Source organism: Clostridium sp., from assembly GCF_036646415.1.
Classification (GTDB): Bacteria; Bacillota; Clostridia; order Clostridiales; family Clostridiaceae; genus Clostridium_J.
Window position 1 is genome coordinate 75,434 of the sequence record NZ_JAVXMF010000012.1, and the last position, 23,424, is coordinate 98,857.

General features: G+C 30.8%; 26 protein-coding genes. 3 read left to right on the forward strand and 23 right to left on the reverse strand.

The annotated features are described in order from the left end of the window. Positions 1–90 precede the first annotated feature (90 nt). The 19 genes from RSD37_RS09885 to lepB all read right to left on the reverse strand — a co-directional run bounded on the left by RSD37_RS09885 (position 91) and on the right by lepB (position 17,659). The gene (locus RSD37_RS09885) at positions 91–579 is read right to left on the reverse strand and encodes a methylated-DNA--[protein]-cysteine S-methyltransferase (RefSeq protein ID WP_346946565.1); all 489 of its coding nucleotides are present in this window, start codon (positions 577–579) and stop codon (positions 91–93) included. A 96-nt stretch (positions 580–675) separates the two neighbouring features. Next, entirely contained in the window at positions 676–1,011 is a 336-nt protein-coding gene (locus tag RSD37_RS09890) for a hypothetical protein (protein WP_346946566.1), read from the reverse strand. 52 nt (positions 1,012–1,063) lie between these two features. Further along, positions 1,064–2,119 carry a hypothetical protein gene (locus RSD37_RS09895; RefSeq protein ID WP_346946567.1) on the reverse strand — a complete coding sequence of 352 codons (1,056 nt, stop codon included), beginning with the start codon at positions 2,117–2,119 and terminating at the stop codon, positions 1,064–1,066. Positions 2,120–2,132: 13 nt separating this feature from the next. After that, positions 2,133–2,636, reverse strand: a complete 504-nt coding sequence (locus RSD37_RS09900) for a signal peptidase I (protein ID WP_346946568.1) — start codon at positions 2,634–2,636, stop codon at positions 2,133–2,135. Between the two features lie 109 nt (positions 2,637–2,745). Beyond that, positions 2,746–3,369, reverse strand: a complete 624-nt coding sequence (locus RSD37_RS09905) for a TasA family protein (protein ID WP_346946569.1) — start codon at positions 3,367–3,369, stop codon at positions 2,746–2,748. Positions 3,370–3,429: 60 nt separating this feature from the next. Further along, a complete protein-coding gene (locus RSD37_RS09910; RefSeq protein ID WP_346946570.1) occupies positions 3,430–4,095 on the reverse strand; it encodes a hypothetical protein in 666 nt (221 codons plus the stop codon). Between the two features lie 130 nt (positions 4,096–4,225). Continuing rightward, positions 4,226–4,828, reverse strand: a complete 603-nt coding sequence (locus RSD37_RS09915; protein WP_346946571.1) for a TasA family protein — start codon at positions 4,826–4,828, stop codon at positions 4,226–4,228. Between the two features lie 576 nt (positions 4,829–5,404). Further along, positions 5,405–5,758 carry a DUF1667 domain-containing protein gene (locus RSD37_RS09920; protein WP_346946572.1) on the reverse strand — a complete coding sequence of 118 codons (354 nt, stop codon included), beginning with the start codon at positions 5,756–5,758 and terminating at the stop codon, positions 5,405–5,407. A 1-nt stretch (position 5,759) separates the two neighbouring features. Continuing rightward, positions 5,760–7,010 (reverse strand): FAD-dependent oxidoreductase, encoded by a 1,251-nt coding sequence (locus RSD37_RS09925; RefSeq protein WP_346946573.1) that lies wholly within the window; start codon positions 7,008–7,010, stop codon positions 5,760–5,762. Positions 7,011–7,022: 12 nt separating this feature from the next. Then, entirely contained in the window at positions 7,023–8,450 is a 1,428-nt protein-coding gene (locus RSD37_RS09930; protein ID WP_346946574.1) for an NAD(P)/FAD-dependent oxidoreductase, read from the reverse strand. Between the two features lie 165 nt (positions 8,451–8,615). Further along, positions 8,616–9,059, reverse strand: a complete 444-nt coding sequence (locus RSD37_RS09935) for a GNAT family N-acetyltransferase (protein WP_346946575.1) — start codon at positions 9,057–9,059, stop codon at positions 8,616–8,618. An 84-nt stretch (positions 9,060–9,143) separates the two neighbouring features. Continuing rightward, positions 9,144–10,640: a glycerol kinase GlpK gene (gene glpK / locus RSD37_RS09940; RefSeq protein ID WP_346946576.1), complete on the reverse strand. Its 1,497-nt coding sequence runs from the start codon at positions 10,638–10,640 to the stop codon at positions 9,144–9,146. 105 nt (positions 10,641–10,745) lie between these two features. Further along, entirely contained in the window at positions 10,746–11,303 is a 558-nt protein-coding gene (locus RSD37_RS09945; protein WP_346946577.1) for a glycerol-3-phosphate responsive antiterminator, read from the reverse strand. Between the two features lie 182 nt (positions 11,304–11,485). Next, positions 11,486–12,628: an RNA-binding domain-containing protein gene (locus tag RSD37_RS09950; protein WP_346946593.1), complete on the reverse strand. Its 1,143-nt coding sequence runs from the start codon at positions 12,626–12,628 to the stop codon at positions 11,486–11,488. A 169-nt stretch (positions 12,629–12,797) separates the two neighbouring features. Further along, positions 12,798–13,307, reverse strand: coding sequence for a shikimate kinase (locus tag RSD37_RS09955; RefSeq protein ID WP_346946578.1), 510 nt, complete (start codon positions 13,305–13,307; stop codon positions 12,798–12,800). Between the two features lie 36 nt (positions 13,308–13,343). Beyond that, the gene (aroC, locus tag RSD37_RS09960; protein WP_346946579.1) at positions 13,344–14,423 is read right to left on the reverse strand and encodes a chorismate synthase; all 1,080 of its coding nucleotides are present in this window, start codon (positions 14,421–14,423) and stop codon (positions 13,344–13,346) included. Then, the gene (gene aroA, locus RSD37_RS09965; RefSeq protein WP_346946580.1) at positions 14,401–15,687 is read right to left on the reverse strand and encodes a 3-phosphoshikimate 1-carboxyvinyltransferase; all 1,287 of its coding nucleotides are present in this window, start codon (positions 15,685–15,687) and stop codon (positions 14,401–14,403) included. Before aroA ends, aroC begins: the two co-directional genes overlap by 23 nt. A 35-nt stretch (positions 15,688–15,722) precedes the next feature. Next, positions 15,723–16,784, reverse strand: a complete 1,062-nt coding sequence (gene aroB, locus RSD37_RS09970; protein ID WP_346946581.1) for a 3-dehydroquinate synthase — start codon at positions 16,782–16,784, stop codon at positions 15,723–15,725. A gap of 356 nt (positions 16,785–17,140) precedes the next feature. Beyond that, positions 17,141–17,659, reverse strand: coding sequence for a signal peptidase I (lepB, locus tag RSD37_RS09975; RefSeq protein ID WP_346946582.1), 519 nt, complete (start codon positions 17,657–17,659; stop codon positions 17,141–17,143). A 433-nt stretch (positions 17,660–18,092) separates the two neighbouring features. On the opposite strand from lepB, the gene RSD37_RS09980 reads away from it, so the two are divergent. The 3 genes from RSD37_RS09980 to RSD37_RS09990 all read left to right on the forward strand — a co-directional run bounded on the left by RSD37_RS09980 (position 18,093) and on the right by RSD37_RS09990 (position 20,441). After that, positions 18,093–19,034, forward strand: coding sequence for an Rpn family recombination-promoting nuclease/putative transposase (locus RSD37_RS09980; RefSeq protein WP_346946583.1), 942 nt, complete (start codon positions 18,093–18,095; stop codon positions 19,032–19,034). Between the two features lie 313 nt (positions 19,035–19,347). Continuing rightward, the gene (locus tag RSD37_RS09985; protein WP_346946584.1) at positions 19,348–19,881 is read left to right on the forward strand and encodes a GNAT family N-acetyltransferase; all 534 of its coding nucleotides are present in this window, start codon (positions 19,348–19,350) and stop codon (positions 19,879–19,881) included. A 110-nt stretch (positions 19,882–19,991) separates the two neighbouring features. Continuing rightward, positions 19,992–20,441, forward strand: a complete 450-nt coding sequence (locus tag RSD37_RS09990) for a GNAT family N-acetyltransferase (RefSeq protein WP_346946585.1) — start codon at positions 19,992–19,994, stop codon at positions 20,439–20,441. A gap of 218 nt (positions 20,442–20,659) precedes the next feature. Here RSD37_RS09990 and RSD37_RS09995 read toward each other — a convergent pair whose 3' ends face one another. The 4 genes from RSD37_RS09995 to RSD37_RS10010 form a co-directional block, all read right to left on the reverse strand. After that, entirely contained in the window at positions 20,660–21,181 is a 522-nt protein-coding gene (locus tag RSD37_RS09995; protein WP_346946586.1) for a GNAT family N-acetyltransferase, read from the reverse strand. 136 nt (positions 21,182–21,317) lie between these two features. Continuing rightward, positions 21,318–21,704 (reverse strand): hypothetical protein, encoded by a 387-nt coding sequence (locus RSD37_RS10000; RefSeq protein ID WP_346946587.1) that lies wholly within the window; start codon positions 21,702–21,704, stop codon positions 21,318–21,320. Between the two features lie 85 nt (positions 21,705–21,789). Next, complete coding sequence (locus RSD37_RS10005) at positions 21,790–22,197, reverse strand: NUDIX domain-containing protein (RefSeq protein WP_346946588.1); 408 nt, start codon at positions 22,195–22,197, stop codon at positions 21,790–21,792. A gap of 490 nt (positions 22,198–22,687) precedes the next feature. Next, a complete protein-coding gene (locus RSD37_RS10010) occupies positions 22,688–23,158 on the reverse strand; it encodes an N-acetyltransferase (protein ID WP_346946589.1) in 471 nt (156 codons plus the stop codon). Between the last annotated feature and the right edge of the window lie 266 nt (positions 23,159–23,424).

A 23,424-nucleotide genomic window follows, 5' to 3' on the forward strand; every position in this document is an offset into this window, starting at 1 on the left:
TAATTATTAAATTATTTATTACTGGTAAATTAATGAGGATTCACATTGTTATTATTTAGTATTTTAAAAATCATAATGAAATAGTATTTTTTACTTTTTATATTTCTTCTCTAAGTCTAATAAATATCTTTTTATATGAGTATTATCCCCTGCATAACCTACAAGAGCTCCAGTCTTACCAATAACTCTATGACAGGGTATTATTATAGGTAATTCATTTGATTTATTAGCTCCACCAATAGCTCTAACCCCTTTAGGATTTCCTATAGCTACACCAATATCACTATAACTTCGAGTTTCTCCATAGGGAATATTTATAAGCTCCCTCCAAACCTTCTCTCTAAATTCTGTTGTATCTATTGATAATGGCAGATTAAAGACTTTTCTTTCACCATTAAAATATTCCTCTAGCTCCAATATAGCTTTCCCACATACTTCCTTACTATGTATTAATAAACCTTCATTGCACTTATAATAATCATTCCATCTATCTTTAAAAATTTCAATCTTCCTAACTCCAACTTTATCCATAACTACATAAATAGTTCCTATTTCAGATTCATAGTAGTCATACCACATAAACTTTTCCCCACCTTTATTTGTAAACTTAAAAAGGATGTTACTACATAAATTTATGTTAACATCCTTTTTATCCTATTATATCATATGATTTTGTTATAATTGACCTTGTAACCTAATCTCTTCTTCAACTTCTGTTTCTATAAGACATAGGTCTAACCTGCAATTTATAAAATCACTTTTCAACCTCATATACTTGCCCCAAGTGCATATATTGCAGTCTACAACATCTATAAGCTCATCAATTATACACCCAATTTCTTTAGCTCTTTTCAGTGCATCCTTTACATCACTCTTACTGGCAAGGGCAATACCATTTAAGTCACAAGCTGCCCCTATTAGCATTTTGTATGTTACCACCAATTTATTTAACTGCTCTACTGTAAAGCCTAAATCTCTTCCATAACTTTCGATAATCCTTCTCTGTGCCATATGCTCCTACCTAAAATTGCTTTATAATAATACTATTCATAATGTAATTTATTTATACCTCACCTATGTTAATTAGATAAGGTGCAATATCAATAATCTTATTATTATTATACTTTAGTGTAGCTTTTATTTTCATTCCTACTAAGGGTATTTTTTGTATCTTTCTCATCACTAAATTAGTACCAGCTGAAGTATGATATTTCATATGGTTTCCATCATCCCACAGACTATTATTATATCTACCATCCTCACCTATGTGAAAGTGATCTGATATTCCAATAATTCTTTCATAAACATCCAATAAACCTTGCTCTTTTCCTAATTCATTTGCATAAGTATAATTTCCCTTACTTCCTATATCAAAGATAATTAAATCTACTTTTGATGGATATGTTGGCTCTGATGGATATCCATTATTTAATATGTATTCTTCTCCATTCCAATTATAGGTTTTAATTCTTGCATCGTTTTTTCTTACTTCTAAATCATTACTAAAGTTTACAGTAACACTTTTATTTGACCTATTCTGAGATAATTCAAAATATGCTTCTTCATTATTGCTATAAATATCCCATTGACCAACCTCTAGCTGTATTTCCTTTAAGTTTAACTTTCTAACATTACTCAATTCATGAATACCATTTGAGATTGCTATTACAGGATGAATCATAGTTCCATGCTCTCCCGATTTAGTATCCTCTGTTGCAACTCCCATCCATGATTTAAATTTAGCCGAGCCGATAGTTGCCTTTGGTGATACTTTATCTTCATTATTATTTGGTATATTGCTAAACTCATTCTTCTTTTCTCCAATTGATATCAAATCATTTCCTAATAGATCACTTATTGCATATTTACCTGCATTATCTAACCAATCTGTATAATTAGAAGTATGATTTGCTGAATTTCCTGGTATAGCCCCTGCATATAAAGGCCCTATAGATGCATACATCTTAACAATTAAGTTGCTCTTAGGAAATTCTCCTGTAGATACATTATTATTTTCTAAAAAATCTTCTGATGTAAAGAAACCATAAGTGTATACTGTTCCTGTAAAAATTAATATCCATGACAAAAATAAAATTATAATCTTCCTTTTAAAACTCACTTGTATTCTCCTACTAATTTTTATCTTTAACCAATTCCCTAGATTTAAAAATCTTAAACCCTATTAAAATTCCTCCTAATATCATAAAAATACTAGCCATTAATGGAGTATATAATATATTAAACAGGTATCCCACTCTTGGAATTATCATAACTACCTTACCTGTTAGTTCCACATTTGTGACCTTCTCTAAATCTTTTGTATCATTGCTATCACCTTTAGTTGTAAATTCGTCTGAATTAATGCTTATTATTCTATGGGTAATGCTATGATTATCTTTAGTAAAGGTTACTATATCTCCAACCTTTAATTTATCTAAGGATACCTTTCTAACTATAACCATATCTCCTGGGCTTATCACTGGCTCCATACTTCCTGTAAGTACTGTATAACTGCTAACCTTTGTTAAGTTATATAGCTGAGGTATTCTACTTGAAAGATTAATAATTATAGTTAATACTAAAATAATAAGTAATACATAATATATTACTTCCTTGCACTTCTTAAGATACCGCATTCATCTTTCTCCTCCATACCTTAAATCATATACACTCTTTCCTATTAGATTTCATTCCATCTGAATGAAACTTAATGTAGCTTCTCTATAATTTCTTTAATATATTAGATTACTCATCATTCACTTGAGTTCCTCTTAATTTAATACTAAAGTTAAATCCCTTATTCTCATAAATTTCATCCACATCCTCTGATAAAGCTATACTCAAACTAACTTTAATCACTTCATCAGGGTTTAAAACTATAGGTTTTAGTGTATTGCTATCTATTAACATTATTACTTCTTCAGACTTTAAATCTTTAAAGGTTCCCATGGATATATTGTAACTATTAGTATCCGTTATAACTTTCAATTCATATTTAAAATTATTAAGAAAGTCATTTTCAGCATCTCCTTGAAAGTCACATTGAAAATCTTCAAATACTACCTCTACCTTTTCTCTCAAAGTTCCATTATTTGCAATGTTAATTTCTGAACTCCTGTGTTCTCCTAGCGCCATTCCCTCCATATTTATTGGGTTGGTAATAACGGTTCCATCGCCACTGTTAAAACTTATGTCCAAGGTTCCTGTTGTTATATTTAAATCCGCCTTAGATGATATGGAGTCATAAAAATACCCATAAGTTAATGCTGTTCCTATACTGGCTAATATAAAAATTAATACAAACAAACTACCAAGCTTTGAATTTCTAATTCCCGACTTATCATCTTCTACCTTTATTCTATGACCCATATTGATCACCAACTTTTTTCTTGATTTTTATAGCTTATATAAAATAATGCTTAAACCCCTTTACACTTTAAATTTAGACAGCAGTATGCCAGCAAGTAATGTAGTTACGCCTAGTACTCCTACTACGTAAATAATGTTTTTACCACCTGCTTGGGGTAAAATTCCATCTACTATATTCGTTTCATCTTGCCTCTTACCAGCTTTATAATTAGCTTGAATATCAAAACTACACCTTAATCCTTGAAGGTTATTGCTTATATCCTCATTTAAATAAAGTATCAAGTTAAAATCTTTTTGTCCCCTTTTATAAATCCTTATATTATCTTCTAAATTCATCTTAGTCTCTAAAACTCTATCATTATTTGATTCTACTTCACTAAGATTACCTTCACATAAAGTTTGTGATTCACTATCAACAGTTATATTTAAATTATTAATAAGCTCTTCTATTATTTCCACTTTAAGATTATTATTGCTCTCATTAAGAATATCCTCTATGCAAAAGTTCCTTATATTTATCTTAGTTATATCTATATCCTCATTACCATTATTTTTTATGCTAAATCTTAAAGTACTGCTTTTTCCTGGAGTTATTAAAATATTATAGTTATCGTTGTTACCAGATCCAGATTCACATTCAATAAGTATATCTTTATTTATTGATTCTGCATTTGCATATTCATTACTAAATCCTAAAAGTATAAATATTATCGTTACCAGTAACACATGAATTGATTTTTTTAATATCTTTATACTACCACCCCCTAAACTATTTAAAATAAAGCTCTAATTAACTAGAGCTTTATCTTACAATGAAGTTCAATTGTAAAAGTTCTTTGATTTCAATTTTATTTGTTCAATTTGCATTGGTTTGAGTTGCATCCACCTTAATGAAATTCATATCTTTTAGCACTTTAGTTAAATCAATTTGTCTTGCTTCCCAATTTATTGTTTCTTCACCATTTGTTGTTTCCTTGCCTTTTAATGTTACTTTAATTGTAAAGCTCTTAGTTTTATCCTTTTCAAGGGTTTCTTCTTCTACTCCCTCTATTGAATCCAACGTAAGTATATTTTCAATTCCCTTAAAATCTTCATTACCCTCTGCATTTCCATATTCCTTTAATTTAGAAGTAAACTCCTTCGGTGTCATAGCATGACTACTTATCTTTTGAGTCAAAGTTCCTGTGTTTTTAACAGTGAATGTTCTCTCAAATGAATCTTCAGGTTTTACATTTGTAAAGTTATTAAGTCCATCTTTATTGTCAATCTCCGTGTTATTATTATTACTTACAGTCCAATTATCTGATGTTTCATCTTTATCGATCTTCAAAGTACCTGTGTTGATAATTAAATTGGCACTGGCAATTTCACTATCCGTAAACCAAGCATAGGTTCCCACCGCACCTCCAACAACTAGTACCCCCGTCATTAATAATGCAATTACTTTCTTCTTACTCATATGAACCTCCTAGATATATTATTACTTCTTTATAAACAAATTAGCTTTAAGACTTAATTTATTTAAATACACCTAATTAATTTCCATAATTTGTAATAAATATTCATATGATTCACGATTTTATTTATATTAGGCATCTGAAAATAAATAATAAGTCAAAGATGTGAAGGATATTTTGAGTTAGACAAGGAAGCAGGTTCCGCAGATAGTAGAACTATCTAAGGGTTCTGCTGACGACGTATCACTCAAAATAGCCTAAGAGATTGACTTATTTATTTTTTGAAGATGCCTTAGGCATAGAAAAAGTCCATGTATAGCGCACTGCCATACATGGACTCTTATTTTAATATAGTATTTTCAATCTGCTTATACTTACTATCTATTAGTTTAGGCATGTGAAAATAAATAATAAGTCAAAGATGCGAAGGATATTTTGAGTTAGACAAGGAAGCAGGTTCCGCAGATAGTAGAACTATCTAAGGGTTCTGCTGACGACGTATCACTCAAAATAGCCTAGGAGATTGACTTATTTATTTTTTGAAGATGCCTTATATCTAAATATCACCTATAAATCTTCTATACTGCCTTAATATTCCTAGTGGCAACCACATCTACTCCAGTGCCTAAAATGTTCTCTACAATAACATCTCCCACTTTCACTGGAGCTTCTACTTCTATAGAATTTAAAACTTCCATAACTTTAAAGTTTAATGCTTTTCCTATAGCAACCTTTGTTTTTACTGGAATAACTGGTAGTTCTCCATTCTTCACCTTCACCGTTGTAGTGACAACTCTCATGGGATTGGTTACTTCATTAATTCCATAAACTTCTCCTCTTTTGCAGGTGTTTCCTGTAACTTCTTTAGTTTCTACATTAACTTTTAAATGACATCCCATAGGGCAACTTATACAAATTAACTCTTTTATCATGTTATTCACCATCCTCCAAAGAAATTGTTATATCCCCAGTCACCTTCTCAAGGTGAGTTTTTGTAAGTAATATTTTTTCCATCTCTGACGGTGCTAAATGTTTTCTTTTAAAAGATGCAATTACTTCATCACCACATCTAACCACTAGATTTTTGTCATGATATATATTATTAACTCTCATAAATACTGTCAATTTATCTTCTACTACTTCTACATTTAATTTCTGTGGTACAGTATAAGTTATATTTTTACCATTAATTATATTTACATATTCACCTTTAATAGCATCTTCTTGTATATACTTAGCCGCACAACTTCCCGCATGCTTAGATTCAGCACTAACAAAATCAACAAGATCATGAACATGAACTACATTTCCACAAGCAAATATACCTTCAACGGAAGTTTCCATACTCTCATTTACTACAAGTCCATTAGTTCTTCTATCTTTTTCAAGGCCAGCATTTGAAGATAATTCATTCTCTGGTATTAATCCCACTGACAATAGTAATGTATCACAATCAAACTCTATTTCTGTACCTTTAATAGTTTTTTTATTCTCATCAACCTTTGCGATTACAACCTTCTCAAGTCTTCCTTTTCCTACAACCTTAGTTACAGTATGAGATAAATAAAGAGGTATATCATAATCATCTAGACATTGAACTATATTTCTATTTAGACCATTAGAGTATGGCATAAGCTCTACAACAGCCTTTACCTTTGCTCCTTCTAAGGTCATTCTTCTAGCCATAATAAGACCGATATCTCCAGAACCTAAGATTACAACCTCTTTTCCTGGCATATATCCTTCCATATTAATATATCTTTGAGCAGCCCCTGCTGTAAACACTCCTGAAGGTCTATCCCCTGGCATGTTAATAGCTCCTCTAGTTCTTTCTCTACATCCCATAGAAAGTATTATAGCCTTGCTTTTTAATACTAAGTATCCATCGGTTTCATTTATTACATGAACCTCTTTATTGTCCTTTATCTCAAGAACCATAGTATCTAGTTTAACTTCTACCTTAGTGCTATTTATCATATCAATGAACCTTTGTGCATACTCAGGTCCTGTAAGCTCTTCTTTAAAAGTATGAAGGCCAAACCCATTATGAATACACTGATTCAGTATTCCACCTAGTTCTCTATCTCTCTCTATTATTAATATATTTTCTATCCCTTTATTATAAGCTTCATATGCAGCAGCAAGTCCCGCTGGTCCTCCACCTATTACTATTAAATCATACATAAATGTCTCCTCCTACTTAGTTCTACCAGTTAAAATATATGAACCATCATTCTCTTGAACTATATCTTCCATTGGAATGTTTAGCTCTCTTGATATTATCTCTTGAACTCTAGGTCCACAGAATCCACCTTGGCATCTTCCCATTCCAGGTCTACATCTTCTCTTTACTCCATCTAAGCTTGTCTTGCCAAAGGATCTTTTGATGCTCTCAACAATCTCACCCTCTGTGATGCTCTCACATCTACATACTATCTTTCCGTATCTACTATCAGTCTTAATAATCTCTGACTTTTCTTTCTGTGATAATTCCATAAACTCTATTCTTTCTCTATTTCTTACAAAGTTATCTTTTTTCTCAGCTTTAAGTCCTGAGTTTTTAAGTATTTCTACCACATCAAGTGCTACGGCTGGTGCAGATGAAAGTCCTGGTGACTTCATTCCAGCTACGTCTATAAATCCTTTTACATCTTTAGCTTCTTCTACAATAAAATCTCCACAATCAGGATTTGCTCTAAGTCCTGCAAAGTTTCTAATGCTCTCTCTAAAATTAATTTTATCCGTAGTTCTCATAGAAGTGTTTCTAATAAACTCTAAATTTTCTGCTGTAGTTGCCACATTATCTTTATTGTCCATACTTTCTGCATCTGGCCCAACTAATAGATTCCCATGAACTGTAGGTGTAACTAAGATACCCTTACCTAATTTTGAAGGACATTGGAATATTGTATGGCTAACAACCTTACCTTGGCTTTTATCCATTACAAAGTATTCACCTTTAATAGGATTTATCTTAAAAGATTCCTCACAAATTAAATTGTGTATTCTATCTGCATAAATACCCGCAGCATTGATTACATATTTACTTTCAATTACTTCGCCATCGGCTGTTGTTATAGTAAAGTTCTCTCTCTTTTCTATTGCCACAACTTCTCTACCAAGCTTTACTTCTCCACCGTTTGTAACACCATTTTCTACAAGGGCTATAGTATATTCAAAAGGTCCAACAATTCCGCCTGTAGGTGCATGTAATGCTCCCATAACCTGCTCATTTATATTTGGTTCTTTTTCAAGTACCTGTTCTCTATTTAAAATTTCTAACCCTTTAACTCCTATTTCATTTCCATTGTCATATAGACTTCTAATAGTATTCATATCTTCATCATCAAAGGCAAGAATTAGTGACCCATTTCTTTTAAAGGGTACTGAAAGTTCACTGCAAAGTTCTTCAAACATTTCATTTCCCTTAACATTATATTTTGCCATTAAAGTTCCAATCTTAGGATCATATCCTGCGTGAACTATAGCTGAATTAGCCTTTGTTGTCCCCATAGAAACATCGTTTTCCTTATCTATTATTACTACCTTTAAATCATATCTCATAAGTTCTCTAAATATTGAAGCTCCAATTACTCCAGCACCTATTATTGCTATATCATACATTAACATTTCCTCCTTGTTGCATAAAAAAAGACAAGCCAAAACAAGGACATAAATCCTTATCTTGTGCTTGTCTCTAACTCTCTTAGCACTAATATCTATTTATTATACTAATATTATATCATTTTTCCTCAAAAGTGTCCATATTTATGGACCACTGACTGATCCTTACTTTTTGTATAACATCTCTACATGAGGAATATCATCTTCTAAATACTCTGCTGATACTTCTTTAAATCCAAGGCTCTTGTAGAATTCCCTTAAATAAACTTGGCCTGATATTCTAATCTCATTAGTTTTAAGTTTTTCCTCTATAAAACTAATTGCTTTCACCATAGTAGCTCTACTTAATCCTTTGTTTCTATGAGTATTCTTAACTAGTACCCTTCCAATAGATATTTCATCGTAAGAAATTCCTTTATCTAAGATTCTTAAATAAGCTATAACTTCATTATCTTCTTCTAAATATAAATGATAAGCATTGTAATCTTTATTGTCGCAATCTTGATAAATACAAGTCTGTTCTACTACAAACACTTCACTTCTAGCTCTTAGAATTTTATATAATTCATTTGTTGTAAGTTCATTAAATCTCTTAATTTTAAAGCTCATATTTTTCCCCCATTCACTTAAGTAATACTATGATTATATACTACTATTTATTTATGTGGCATCATTTTAAAACTATATTGTCCATTAGTCATCTTCCCATTTCTTAGTTCTTACTACAGCCTTCTCCCACCCTGAATATAGTCTATTTATAGTACCTTTATCAAAGGTAGGCATATATGTTTTACTTGCAAACCACTTCTCTGAAATTTCTTCTTTACTTTCCCAGAAGCCTACTGCAAGTCCTGCAAGATATGCAGCTCCCAATGCTGTAGTTTCTGATATTATTGGTCTTGTAACTGCTTGATCTATAATATCAGCTTGGAACTGCATTAAGAATCCATTTCTACTAGCACCACCATCAACCTTTAATTTTTCTATCTTATATCCAGCGTCTTCAGCCATGGCATCAATCACTGCCTTTGATTGATATGCAATTGATTCTAAAGCAGCTCTTATAATATGATTTCTATTTGCTCCACGGGTTAGCCCAAAGATGGCCCCTCTTGCATACATATCCCAATAAGGTGCTCCAAGACCTACAAATGCAGGAACAACATAAACTCCACCATTATCCGCTACTCTTTCTGCAAAATACTCTGTATCTGCCGCATCATTTATCATTCTAAGTTCATCACGAAGCCACTGAATAACTGCTCCTCCCATGAACACAGAACCTTCTAAAGCATATTGAACCTTTCCATCTATTCCTATTGCAATGGTGGTTAAAAGTCCATTTTTGCTTCTTATAATTTCCTCACCAGTATTCATTAATAGGAAACATCCTGTTCCATAGGTATTTTTAGCACTACCCTTTTCAAAACAAGCTTGACCAAATAAAGCTGCCTGTTGATCTCCTGCAATTCCAGCTATAGGAACTCTAACTCCACCATTTCCACCTAAGTTAGTGTGTCCATAAATCTCTGAAGAATTTTTCACCTCTGGAAGCATTGACTTTGGAATTCCTAACTTATCTAATATTTTTTCATCCCACTGTAAATCTTTAATATTATAGAGCATAGTTCTTGAAGCATTTGTATAATCAGTTACATGTACTCTACCATTTGTTAGCTTCCAAACAAGCCATGTATCTACTGTTCCAAATAAAAGCTCACCATTTTCAGCCTTTTCTCTAGCACCTTCTACATTATCAAGTATCCACTTAATCTTTGTTCCAGAAAAATAAGCATCAATTAAAAGCCCTGTATTTTCTCTTATATATTCATCAAAACCCTCAGCAACTAAATCATCACATATATGAGCTGTTCTTCTGCACTGCCACACAATTGCATTATATATTGGCATACCCGTTTTCTTGTCCCATACTATCGTCGTTTCTCTTTGATTTGTTATTCCTATAGCAGCTAAGTCATTTTGTGTTATATTTGACTTTGCTATAACTTCTTGAAGTACAGAATATTGGCTTCCCCATATTTCCATAGGGTCATGCTCTACCCAGCCTTCTTTTGGGTATATCTGAGTAAATTCTTTTTGACTTACTCCTAGAATATTTTGCTCCTTATCAAATATTATAGCTCTTGAACTTGTTGTCCCTTGGTCTAATGCAATTATATAATCTCCCATTTTTCCCCCACCTTATCTTAATATTTTATTTAGATTTTCACTCAAAAAAAAGACACATAAAACTAGAGCCCTCTAGTCTTATGTAGTCTCTCTCATATCTCTTGCCTACATAGCCCAAATTTCTTCTTTTGTGGTAGATACACAGGTTGCCCCTGATTTTAAAGCCATTATTACTTCTTCTTTACTTTCAATAAGTCCACCAGCAACTATTGGCTTTTGAGACTTTTCTGCAAGTTGTTCTATGACCTTTGGGATTACTCCTGGCAATACCTCTATAGCATCGCACTCTGCACCCAAATGTTTTATTGAATTATTTAGTGAAATAGTATCAAATATAAATACCCTTTGTATACCTAAAAGATCATGGGCTTTAGCGTATTTCACCACTTGGGATTTTGTGCTTATTACACCCTTAAAATAAGTTTCCTTCTTTAAATACTTTATAGCAACTTCTCTATTTGTAATTCCGTCTATTAAATCTATATGAACTATGCCAACCTTATCTGCTGCATGTACCTTTTCACTTATCTCTTTAATATTAAGTATATCTCCGAATAGCACAAATATTACTTGCACCTCTGAACTTAACGCTAATTCTAGCTCGCCTTCATTCTTTACTGCTGCTATTATCGGATTTTCTTCTAATAATTTTCTTGAATCCATGTACAACTCCTTTTGCAACTGTTTTCAGATGCTTTTTTTTATTATTACATGTTTATTTTCCTTTGTCAATTCAGTTAATTTATCCATCTTAACCCAATAAATAACCTTACGTTTAAGATAATCTTTTCATTTGAGGCTGGTACCATAGAAAAGGGAGTATTTTTATTACTCCCAATCTTATATCAATAAAATCTTGTTCCAGGCAATATTACCTTAAAACACTTCTCTTCTTTACAGTTAATGAATTTTACCCTTCCATTGAATGCCTTACTTATTCTCGCAAATCCACCCTCGTTATTTATAAAACGTTTATTATCATCTAAGGTTATCAATTTTTCATATAACCACATGTTTCTTTTATTATAAATACTCTTTCGTCCCCTTGTATTATTCTGTATCCTTTGGCCTGGACTATTAATAATTACACTACGTTCAGAAATAATAACTTCTATGCATCTATTTATAGTTGAATACTCTCTATATAATACTCCATTATTAATTCCTTCTATTATGGCCGCTATAGGATAGTTCTTTGGAAGTATATCCCTTAATATCTCTTCACTTTTATCTATCATAGATAGGAGATTACCCTGTACAATTTCTATTTTACAGTTATCTTTATTTATTTTATTTGTTATCCTAATCATATTTTGAGGTACACAGATACTATTTTTTTCAGCAAAGACTAAAAGCCCTCCTAAAGTGCATTTAACTTCTCTACTTTCTTTATCAACATAAGTTATTCCCGCACTTTCCATAAGAAATTTTTCATTATTTTCATTCATATATATGCCTTTATTCTTAAAATACTTTTTAATTAACTCCTTGTTCAAAAGTTCAATGTTACTTCGCACAATAGGGCAAGTCTCAATAAAAAAATCTAAATTCTCTTCAAAAGCTTCTACCAATTCCTGTTTTCTCATGGTATCTGTAGTTGATCCACGTCTAATATAGAACGCTCCATTGTCCTTAAGTTGGTATGGCTTTTGACATCCGTCATATATGGTTATTATACAAATCTGCTTTTGTTTAACAGTATATATATCCACTGAAATTGGAATAGGAGGTTCGCACCTTGAAGAAACTATTTGCTGTATTTGTTCCTCTGTAAGTAATTCATTACAATTTAAACCAATTATTTTCTTAGTTTTATCCTCTATTCCAACAACAATATATCCTCTTCCACCTTTAGAATTTGCAATAGCACAAATATCTTTAGCTAATTCCTTCTTACCACTTTCAAGTTCTAAAGAAAGTTTTAACTTAAAATCAAGCTTTAATCCTTCTTGCCGCTTTATAATGGACATTACCTTTTTATTATCCATCATTTTCACCTCAATCCCTATATTAATATAATATTCAATGTCACAAATATAGGAATCATTAATCTTAACATCTAGCTAACTATTATGGAAATTTCTTAATTCATTTAATTTTACTCTTTTATCCTTATATTTTAATCTATAATAAAAAATCTACATATTTAGAATTACTCTAAATATATAGATCTTTTAGTATTTCCATTAACTTTTTAATTACATCTTCCTTTGTGCCGTTGTTATCTAAGGTTACATCTGCATACTCCTTATATAAATCATATCTTTCATTATATAAACTATATATCTTTTCTTTTCCATCTTTAAGTAATGGTCTCGTAGAAGTATCCACAGATTCAATTATTTTCTCTGGTTTCCTGTGTATAAACACTAGATATCCACAGCTTTTTAGTATATCTATGTTTTTCTTTCGCTTTACAACACCACCACCAGTAGCTATTATAGTATTTTTAACAGACACCATATCTTTCACAGCTTCTGATTCTCTATCTCTAAAAAATTCTTCACCATTTTCAAACATCTCTTCTATGGTCATTCCATTTTTCTCTACTAAATATTCATCTAAATCAATAAAGTTTAATCCTTGGTCTTCACTAAGTTCTTTTCCAAAGGAGGTTTTTCCACACCCTGGCATGCCTATTAGTATTATATTATTCAAAAGCTTCACTCCTTAATCTATCATCAGCTTAAACATAGCCTCATTCTAATTTTGAAGTAATATATCCAATATAGCAACCGCTGCAGCACATTCTACTACAGGTACAGCCCTTTGTACTATGCATGGATCGTGTCTTCCATGTATCTCCAAAATATCATCTTCCTTGGTATCTATATTTACAGTTCTTTGTAGTAAGGATATTGATGGTGTTGGCTTAAAAGCTACAGAGAATGTAACTGGCATTCCAGTAGTTAATCCACCAAGTATTCCTCCATTATTATTAGAATAAGTTTTTATACTTTCACCCTCCATATAATACTCATCATTTACTTCACTACCTCTTAGAGTTGAAATATTAAACCCAGCTCCAAACTCTACACCTTTTACTCCAGGAATAGAAAAAAGCATATGAGCTAAAACACTTTCTACGGAATTAAACATTGGATTTCCTATACCTACTGGCAAATTAATAACAGCTCCCTCTATAACTCCACCAATAGAGTCTCCATCTTCCCTAGCCTTGATAATCTCATCCTTCATGGCTTCTTTAATATCTTTATTTAATGTAGGAAATCTATCTACTCTTAAATCATCAAGTAACTCCTTAGATATGTTTACCCTGTGAAATTCAGAATCCTTAATTTTACCTATGGATTTTATATGTCCACCTAGGTATATGTTGCTTTCCTTAAGAATTTCCTTACATACAGCTCCTGCAAATACAAATAGTGCAGTAAGTCTTCCTGAAAAATGACCTCCACCTCTATAATCGTTGTATCCACCATACTTAATCATGGCAGGGTAATCAGAATGACTTGGTCTCATCTTAACCTTTAGATCTGAATAATCCTTAGACTTAGTATTAGTATTTTCAATTATTGCAGATAGTGGAGCCCCTGTAGTTTTACCTTGAAAAATTCCACTAAGTATTCTTGGTATATCCTTCTCCACTCTAGGAGTTGAGAATTCATCCTGTCCTGGTGCTCTTCTTTTCATCTCCTCATAAACCTTATCTAAATCTATATCATAGCCAACTGGCAATCCATCGATAACTACACCAATAGCTTCACCATGTGACTCACCAAATACTGATATTTTCACTTTAGTTCCTATTATTGAACTCAACTACATCCCCTCCTAGTCCTATATAATCTTCAAAGAAATTAGGATAAGATTTCTCTATAGCCATAGGATTATTTATTATAACCTCACCTGTAGCTCTAGTTGCTGCCATTGATAAAGCCATTGCAATTCTATGGTCATTATGAGAATTTACTTCTCCTCCTGTAAACTCTTTTACTCCTTGTATTACTAAGGAATCCTCAAACTCTTCTATCTTTGCTCCTAGCTTATTAAGCTCTACTGTTGTAGCATTAAGCCTATCACACTCTTTAATTCTAAGACGCTTTGCATTTACTATTCTAGTTTCACCATCTGAAAGACTAGCTAAAACTGCAAGAATTGGTACTAAATCTGGACACTCCGAAGCATCAATCTCTATACCTCTAGTTTTAGAAGGCAACGCTTTAATATATCCATCTTTCTCTTCAATATTACATCCCATTCTCTTTAACAGATTTAATATCATCTTGTCTCCTTGAAGTGATTCTGCTCTAAGTCCTCTGCACTTTATATCACATCCAATAGCCCCCGCCACTAAGAAAAAAGCCCCTTGAGAATAATCGCCTTCAATATAGTAATCCTTTGGAGAATATCTTTGATTTCCCTTTATTTTAAACAACTTATAATCTTCATTCACAATCTCTATTCCAAAAGTGTTTAATACATCTATAGTAAGATCTATATATCCCTTTGACTCTAGTTGTGTAGTTACTACTATTTCTGAATCTCCATTTAAAAGTGGAAGAGAAAATAATAATCCAGTTATAAACTGAGAACTAATATCTCCTCTTAGCTTATATATACCACTTGTTAGTTTTCCATTCACCTTTAGTGGCAATGCTCCACTGGTTGTTTCATATTCTACTTTCTTTTCATCAAAGATTTCATAATATGAGGTTAATGGCCTTGTAACTAACTTTCCTTTTCCTTCAAAGATATACTTTCCTGACCTTACTAAAGCTATAGGAATAAGAAATCTAATAGTTGATCCTGACTCATTACACTGAAGACTAATTTCCTCATCTCCATAAGAAAATATATTTGTACCATCAATAATAAGTGAATCTGAACCCTTCTGAATCTTAGCACCTAAGGCTTCCATAATTTCTAATGTGGCAACTATATCTTTAGAAAACTGTACATTATCAATTGTTGAAACACCCTTACTTAATGCAGCTGAAATTATCCCTCTATGTCCAAGACTCTTGGATGGAGGAATCTTAATTTCACCCTTTAATACTCTCGGCTTTATAATAATTTTTCCCAATTAAATCCCTCCATAAAATCAAGTTATTCCTAACTTCAGATGAAGTTTGTTATTTCTCCTCTAGGAACCTTCTTAATAAATCCTTCTCCTATATCTTTAAGAAGAATTAAGTTTATATCCTTACCTACATTCTTTTTATCTACTCCAATTATTTCAATAAGACTTTCTCTTTTTATATCCTGTGCTTCATAAGGCAAATGATACTTTATAAGTGTATCCTTTATACTATCAGCAGTTCCCTTAGGACAAATCCCATTTTCTTCACATTTTACTGCTATATTATACATTCCAATTGAAACAGCTTCACCATGAGAGAACTTATCGAAGTTATGGATTTTTTCTATGGCATGACCAATGGTATGACCAAAGTTTAATATCATTCTCTCCCCAGTATCCTTCTCATCTTTCTCAACTATTTCTCTCTTTATATCACAGCATCTATAAATTATATCTTCAAAGCTTTCAAACAGCTTAGTATAGCTCTCCATATTCTTTAGTGTATCATAAAGCTCTTTATCTTTTATAAGTCCATATTTTATAGCTTCGCCTAAACCATCATTTACATATCTTCTATTCAATGTTTTAAGAACCTGTGGATCTATAAAAACAGCTTTGGGATGATAAAAGCTTCCCACTAGATTTTTACCTCTTGGTAAATCTATAGCAACCTTCCCACCTATAGATGAATCTATCTGAGCAAGTAGAGATGTAGGGATTTGTATAAACGGTATTCCCCTTAAAAGCGTTGAGGCACAAAATCCAGTTAAATCTCCAATAACCCCTCCACCTAATGCAATGATTAGATGTCCCCTATTTATCTTAAAATCTAAAAGTTCATCATATAAATTCATAAGAGATTCCATAGACTTACTTCTCTCTCCTGGCGGTAACACTATCTTTAATATATTATACCCTTCACACTTTAAGGATTCTTCTACAATATCACCATAATGTTTATCTACATTTTCATCAGTTACTATAGCTATCTTTTCTCCATGATATATCTTAGAAACTTCTAATCCAATACTATTTATAACTCCATCTTCAATAAGAATTTCATATTCATTATTAGGAATGTTTACTTTTAACTTCCTCATTTAACTCCTCCTAACTTCATAGTGATTTCTTTTAAAATTCATGTAATCTATCTTCATTATTATCTAGCAAAATCTAATTTATATTTCTAAATCATATTACAATCCACTTATTTCATATGATAAGTATTACTTTCTGCAACCTTAATAAGGTTAAATTCAATTGCCTAGGCAATATTCTTTATTGCTATTATATCACTTTCTTTAAAAATCTAGTTCAAGGGGCCTCCATTTAATTTAAAAAACATTTGGCTCTGTTTTACAATAGTGTAGAACTATAACCAATCTAAAAGGGACAACAATATTGTTATCCCTTTTTACTCACAATTTACTAAACGTGTGTAATACTCTTTATTTTATTAATTTTTATACTTCCATATAATTGATAAAATAGATTGTCTGTTAAATGATCCTACATGACGAGAATCAACACTATTCATTCTATTATCTCCCATGAAAAAATACTCATTTTCTCCTAATTTAAAATTTAAATCATCATTACTATCTGTACTATAATAAGCATAAGGTTCTTCTAAAAGGACTCCATTAATATATACATCAACACCTTTAATATCAATCACTTCATTAGGAAGAGCTATTATTCTTTTAGTAGCATTAAAGTACTGACCATCTTGAGATGCTGCTGCTATTGATACTAAATCACCTCTCTCTATTTGCTTTATATTAGCATCAATAAGTAGAAGTTTTGTTCCATCATAAAGCGTTTTTTCCATAGACTCACCAGAAATAACCACAGAATAAAGCCCTAATTTGTTAATTGTTACCATACCATATGTAAAAAATGCACATGAAAATAAAATTAATGTGATTAAAAATATTGGCTTTGATAACTCTCTATTAGTTAGAAATTTTCTCATATAAAGTACTCCCATGATTTTATTAGAAACATTAGTAAAAATCCTAGAATATATGATACAGGAATTAATACCATTAGATGTTTTAAGATATCTGATAATGAATACTTTCTCATTTCTCCAACCCCCATTTAATTCTCAATAAAATACAATCGATTCCTAGATTATATGTTAATTATACAGTAATAAAAGTAAAATTAAATAAAATTTTACATAGAAGTATTAACTAAATTTCCACAGTTTTTTTAGATAGACTTTATAATAAATAGCATTAATTTGTGATAATAAAGTGATTAAGATTATTTTATTTGGGTATTCACTTTGTATGTTAAGTTAGAGTGTAATTTTAACTCCTTATAAGATATAATATAAGTATAAAGAACATACATGAAGTTAATACTCAAACTAATGATGAGATAAAATAAGAGGTAGTTTAATGAATTTTAAAAAGGAAATTAATAATATTCATGACAAGAGTTATAAGGATTTATATTCTAACAAAGAAGTATTTTTAGATTTAGTAAAAGGAATGTTAAAAGCACCTTGGGCTAAAGATTTAAATGCAGAAGATTTAATTTTAGTGAATAAATCCTATGTACTTTCAGATTATGATGAGAAAGAATCAGATATAGTCTACAAGGGGAAAATAGGAGATGCAGAGGTAATATTTTATGTGCTTCTAGAGTTTCAATCCACTGTAGATTATAGAATGCCACTGAGATTATTCTTTTATATCAGTGAATTACTTAGAGAACATTGTAAAAATGAAAATCAGAAACAATGGGATAAGGATATAAAAATTCCAGCAGTTATTCCTATTGTACTTTATAATGGGAATTCAAAATGGGATGCAAAAGTAAGATTCTCTGATATGATAAGCGGTAGTGAAATTTTTGGTGACAGCATTATAAACTTTAAATATGATTTATTTGATGTGAATAATAGCTATACTAAAGAAGAGTTAATTAGAAATAATAATATGACTTCAGCTATATTTCTATTAGATCAGAAGATAGACCCAAGTGAGTTTTTAGAAAGAATTAAAACTATAGCTCTATTTTTTAACAATTTAACCCAAAAGGATAAAATTCTAATAAAGCATTGGGTTAAAAACACAGTAGAAGAAGAGATGGCGGAGACAGCCATTAATATATTATCAGCAAGTCAAGAGGAGGTTGAAACCATGGTTGCAAGTAATGCTACAATGTTAAAGGATATGAAAGAAGAAGCTAAGAAAAAAGGGAAGCTTGAAGGTAAACTTGAAGGAAAGCTTGAAGGAAAACTTGAGATAGCTAAGAATATGAAGTTAAAAGGGATAGATACTTTAACAATAGTTGAGATAACTGGCTTAACTAAATCAGAGGTTGAAGCTCTTTAGGAATGGATAGCTATATAATATGTTAAATAGATTTTAATACTAATAGTAATTGTAATACCGCATTATTCAAGATGGATAAGCGGTATTTTTTCTTGTAGTTAATTAGCAATCTTGCTGATAAGTATCTAAAAATTACTGCTGGGTGAGGTAGTGATTGCTAGGGTCAAGAACTTATTAAAGGACTTTAAAATAAGAGAGTCAATATATTATAAGTTGGTAAATTTTGTTTAAAATTAATTTTTATAGATGTATAATTAATATATGATATAGTGAACGATGGTAGATTATGGTGAATTAAATGGGGGTTAGGTTTATGAAAAATAGATTGTATTTACACATTCCTTCTTTTGAGGAACTCAATTATAGGCAGGAAATATTATCTCAACCTGATACAATGTCTTATAATAAAGGTTATGAACTTGGATTTGATAATTATAATAATGAAACTGGTTGCATTGATTTTGGAAATGAATTTTGGAGTAATTGGTATTCTCGATGGATTTCTAATGAACCTGAAAGATTTTATGCCTATATCACTGATATAAAAAGTAATAATTACATTGGGGAAGTAAGTTTTCGTTATGATAAAACTAGTAATTCTCATTGTATTGGAATAGTGATTGAAGCCAAACATAGAGGTAAAGGATATTGTTTTGATGGACTGCTTAAATTAGCGGAAAAAGCATTTGAGGATTTGAACATAGATAAATTAAGAAATGATATACCTGTAGAAAGAAAATCTGCAATATTAGGACATAAAAAGTCAGGATTTAAGGAAATAGGAATTGTTGATGGAAATTGTATTCTGGAATTATCAAAAGAAGAGTATTTCAACTTTCAGAAATGATACCTATTTTTAGTTAAAGTAATACGTATTTTTCATATATGTTGTCTAAATCCAATAAACATAATATATGGAACTTTGTAAATTATGATGAAATAAAAGTGAGGATACGGATGTTTGAGTTCAAGGATTTTGATTTTTTAACAGATGGTGATATTGATTTAAAGATAGAATATAAAACACCGTCTAATGAGGAAAAAGGTTATGTACCTGCATATAAATATAAAATTAATATACACAATTTAAATGATAGTATAGGTGATATTGATATTCGTATTGGATATAATGAGAATACATATTATGGTGGTCATGTTGGCTATAGTATTGAAAACTCTTATAGAGGTAATAATTATGCGTCAAAGGCTTGTAAAATTATCAAACAGATAGCAATTGCTCATGGCAAGGATAGATTAATAATAACTTGTAATCCAGATAATTTTCGATCTCGAATGACTTGTGAGAAAGTAGGTCTTAAACTTAGGGAGATAATAGATTTACCACCACATAATGAGATGTATCAATGTTGGGAAAAACAAAAGTGTATATATGAATGTGGAATTTAATGTAATAGCTACATTTATCTAAAGATATACTTACCTCTGTTTTAAAATAATGTGGAAATATGACCAATCTAAAAGGGACAACCATATTGTTGTCCATTTTCACTCACAATTAAAGAATAATATAAACTAAGAATTATGCTTATTTGATTTATACTATTTAATTTTTATTGGTACATAATAATCCTATTGTGCAAGAAACTTACTGTAGATTATGCTTATTAGCGGAGGTTAATCCAATATATTTGTTGTTCTTTACCTTCATGGAAATTTTCGCTTGTTAATATACCACCGCAACTCATCGCAGTCTGACTTGAAGCAATATTATCTTTATCACAGATAATCATTACTTTTGAAATTTTTATATCTTTTGCAATTTCTAAAACAAGTAATAATTGTTGCTTACCATAACCTTTTTTTCGCTCAGTTGGACGAATTCCATAACCTATTTGTCCTCCATGTTTTTCTAATTCATCAGTTAAAAAGTGACGTAGTTGAATAGTACCTATAATTCCATTATCAGATTTTCTTACAGAAAAGAATGTGCTGGCATGAACATTATTGCGAAGTTTATCTTTCTCAATTGAAAGAACAATTTCAAGCCATTCATCAAAATCATTATAACGGGCTAGGCCACAACTGCCATTGATATTAGTTTCCTTAAAGTCTAAATACTCTTGTTTGTATTCCAGAATTTTTTCTTCTAAAACCTTTGATGGGTTTACTAAAATTAATTCACTCAATTTAATACCTCCTAATATAAATAATCTATAGTTCTCCTTATAATACAAGTTTGAGTCAATTGTATATTAATGATTTAATCATTATTTATGAATAATTCATTAAGTAATCAATTAAAAATTATACTCATACTGTATACTACTTTTTATTTTTAATATATTCATCTATAATCCTAATATCCTTAATATCCTTTTCTCTTCCTAACTCTGTCTTTTGAGTTTTTATGCTTTCTAAACTACCTATGGGTAATCCATCAATGAATTCAATTTCATCGACAAACCAATTTTCAAGGATTTCTATTGTATCGGTTATCTCCATGATTCTTGAATTATCTTCCGCTACTCTATATTTACAACCTTTCTTTAAAAAATGCTCAATTAAATTAGTGGTACACCCTAAATCAATATCGTTTGTGCTTTTTTTAACTCCATGAATTACTAAACCTGCACCAGAGGTTATCCAATACTCACTTAAAGGCAAGTCTATATCTTTAAGTATTTTAATTATATCTTCTTTGTATAACATTTAGTTATCCTCCCAATTATCTTTAAACTTCAATTCATTCGCCATAGTCTACCAATGAGGCATGACCTAAGAAGATTATGAACAACTATGCTATTTTAAATAAATCTTCAAAGTAAGTAAATGTATCCGCAAATTCACCTAATTCTATCAAGGCTTGAATCTGACTTGGAGATGCCCACTTTACTCCACATACTTCTTCTGGTTGATAAATAACTTTTGTAATATCTACTTCTTCCTTGAACAGCCACACATCTATAAAGTCCATAAAGTCATGTTGTTGTCTTTTTAATCTAAAGAGATATTGCCCATTTGTAGGAGATAACTTAATACCTATTTCTTCCTTGATTTCTCTTAATGTGGCATCCAAACTATCCTCACCAACAATTGCCGAACCAACAGTTGTTTCCCACATATTTGGTAATATTGTCTTGTTTGGGGTACGTTTTGTAATTAAAAATTCTCCATTTCCATCTAGTATGTCCCAAATTTCCATTTAATGACCTCCAAAAAATTACACTCCTAACCTTGATATAAAAATCCCCTTAATAAACTCATAATTATTATGAACCCTGTATATCATTTCTTTTTCATTATTTGTACAACCAACCAGTATTTTGATTTCAGAATCTTTTTTAATAAATCCACGATACATATAATCCCATCAATTTCACGTTTTTCATCTGTCCCTTTCCATATGTCAATTCCTCCACCATCCATAGAAATTGTGTTTTTTAAATATCCATAATCAACTTCATAGGATGTCTTGAGCCTTTTGGTCTATCTATTACTATTTCAGAACCACTTGCTAAATCGTCTAATATACTCCAAAATTCTTTATTATTATAATCCATTATCTATCCTCCACTCATTGTAATTATTCCCCACACTTCCTAACAGTGTGACTCACTTTTTTACAATTAATATTTAAAATAGAAAAGTTTTATACTTTTTTTAATAAATAAACGATGCTAAATATCATTAATTTACATAAAATTAAACCTTTTATATAAATTTAAAGCAGGTTTATTATCACTGTGAACATCTAACCAAATATCCTTTATATTGCTTATGCACATATCATTTATACATTTCGATAACAGCGTAGAGCCAACACCTTTATTACGATATTCTGGTGAAAAATGTAATGAGTAAATATGTAGCCCTAGTTCTGCTTCCTGTAGCCCTATTAAAATACCTATAACCTCATTATCATCATGTGCTGTTATAATATATCTCTTTGACCAATCTCCTAACATACCATTTTGAAGATTTGTAATAAACCTATCTGGTTTCTTACCTGCAATATCTGGGTCTAATATTCCCTCTGTAAATTTTGAAAGATAATATTTTAATTTTTCCTCTAAATCTCTTCTTTCCAAAGTTAACTTCTTTACTTGAAATTTAGATGGAATGTGTACCTGTTCAGATAAACATTTTTTTAGTTGTATTTTCATTCACTTACCTCCTATGTCCATCGTAATATGAATATTGTTGTGACATTATAATATAAGGTTGTAATAATTATAACGCCACTATTATTAGAACCTTTAAGAAAGGTGCGAATTAAAACACAGTAAAATTCACTTCTGAAATAATACGATATTCTGGTTCCTTGACTTTATTTTCTCTCTACAATTTCACCACTGTTTTTCAAAATACTATTCGCTGGAATATAACCCCTTACAGAACTTAATGGATAAACAATACTATCTTCTCCTAT

What these genes read in the sequence shown, in the direction of transcription:
- RSD37_RS09885 (WP_346946565.1), bottom strand. Translation starts at nt 579, where the DNA reads ATGTGGTATGACTACTATGAATCTGAAATAGGAACTATTTATGTAGTT.
- RSD37_RS09890 (WP_346946566.1), bottom strand. Translation starts at nt 1,011, where the DNA reads ATGGCACAGAGAAGGATTATCGAAAGTTATGGAAGAGATTTAGGCTTT.
- RSD37_RS09900 (WP_346946568.1), bottom strand. Translation starts at nt 2,636, where the DNA reads ATGCGGTATCTTAAGAAGTGCAAGGAAGTAATATATTATGTATTACTT.
- RSD37_RS09905 (WP_346946569.1), bottom strand. Translation starts at nt 3,369, where the DNA reads ATGGGTCATAGAATAAAGGTAGAAGATGATAAGTCGGGAATTAGAAAT.
- RSD37_RS09915 (WP_346946571.1), bottom strand. Translation starts at nt 4,828, where the DNA reads ATGAGTAAGAAGAAAGTAATTGCATTATTAATGACGGGGGTACTAGTT.
- RSD37_RS09920 (WP_346946572.1), bottom strand. Translation starts at nt 5,758, where the DNA reads ATGATAAAAGAGTTAATTTGTATAAGTTGCCCTATGGGATGTCATTTA.
- RSD37_RS09925 (WP_346946573.1), bottom strand. Translation starts at nt 7,010, where the DNA reads ATGTATGATTTAATAGTAATAGGTGGAGGACCAGCGGGACTTGCTGCT.
- RSD37_RS09930 (WP_346946574.1), bottom strand. Translation starts at nt 8,450, where the DNA reads ATGTATGATATAGCAATAATAGGTGCTGGAGTAATTGGAGCTTCAATA.
- RSD37_RS09935 (WP_346946575.1), bottom strand. Translation starts at nt 9,059, where the DNA reads ATGAGCTTTAAAATTAAGAGATTTAATGAACTTACAACAAATGAATTA.
- glpK (WP_346946576.1), bottom strand. Translation starts at nt 10,640, where the DNA reads ATGGGAGATTATATAATTGCATTAGACCAAGGGACAACAAGTTCAAGA.
- RSD37_RS09945 (WP_346946577.1), bottom strand. Translation starts at nt 11,303, where the DNA reads ATGGATTCAAGAAAATTATTAGAAGAAAATCCGATAATAGCAGCAGTA.
- RSD37_RS09950 (WP_346946593.1), bottom strand. Translation starts at nt 12,628, where the DNA reads ATGGATAATAAAAAGGTAATGTCCATTATAAAGCGGCAAGAAGGATTA.
- aroB (WP_346946581.1), bottom strand. Translation starts at nt 16,784, where the DNA reads ATGAGGAAGTTAAAAGTAAACATTCCTAATAATGAATATGAAATTCTT.
- lepB (WP_346946582.1), bottom strand. Translation starts at nt 17,659, where the DNA reads ATGAGAAAATTTCTAACTAATAGAGAGTTATCAAAGCCAATATTTTTA.
- RSD37_RS09980 (WP_346946583.1), top strand. Translation starts at nt 18,093, where the DNA reads ATGAATTTTAAAAAGGAAATTAATAATATTCATGACAAGAGTTATAAG.
- RSD37_RS09985 (WP_346946584.1), top strand. Translation starts at nt 19,348, where the DNA reads ATGAAAAATAGATTGTATTTACACATTCCTTCTTTTGAGGAACTCAAT.
- RSD37_RS09990 (WP_346946585.1), top strand. Translation starts at nt 19,992, where the DNA reads ATGTTTGAGTTCAAGGATTTTGATTTTTTAACAGATGGTGATATTGAT.
- RSD37_RS10000 (WP_346946587.1), bottom strand. Translation starts at nt 21,704, where the DNA reads ATGTTATACAAAGAAGATATAATTAAAATACTTAAAGATATAGACTTG.
- RSD37_RS10005 (WP_346946588.1), bottom strand. Translation starts at nt 22,197, where the DNA reads ATGGAAATTTGGGACATACTAGATGGAAATGGAGAATTTTTAATTACA.
- RSD37_RS10010 (WP_346946589.1), bottom strand. Translation starts at nt 23,158, where the DNA reads ATGAAAATACAACTAAAAAAATGTTTATCTGAACAGGTACACATTCCA.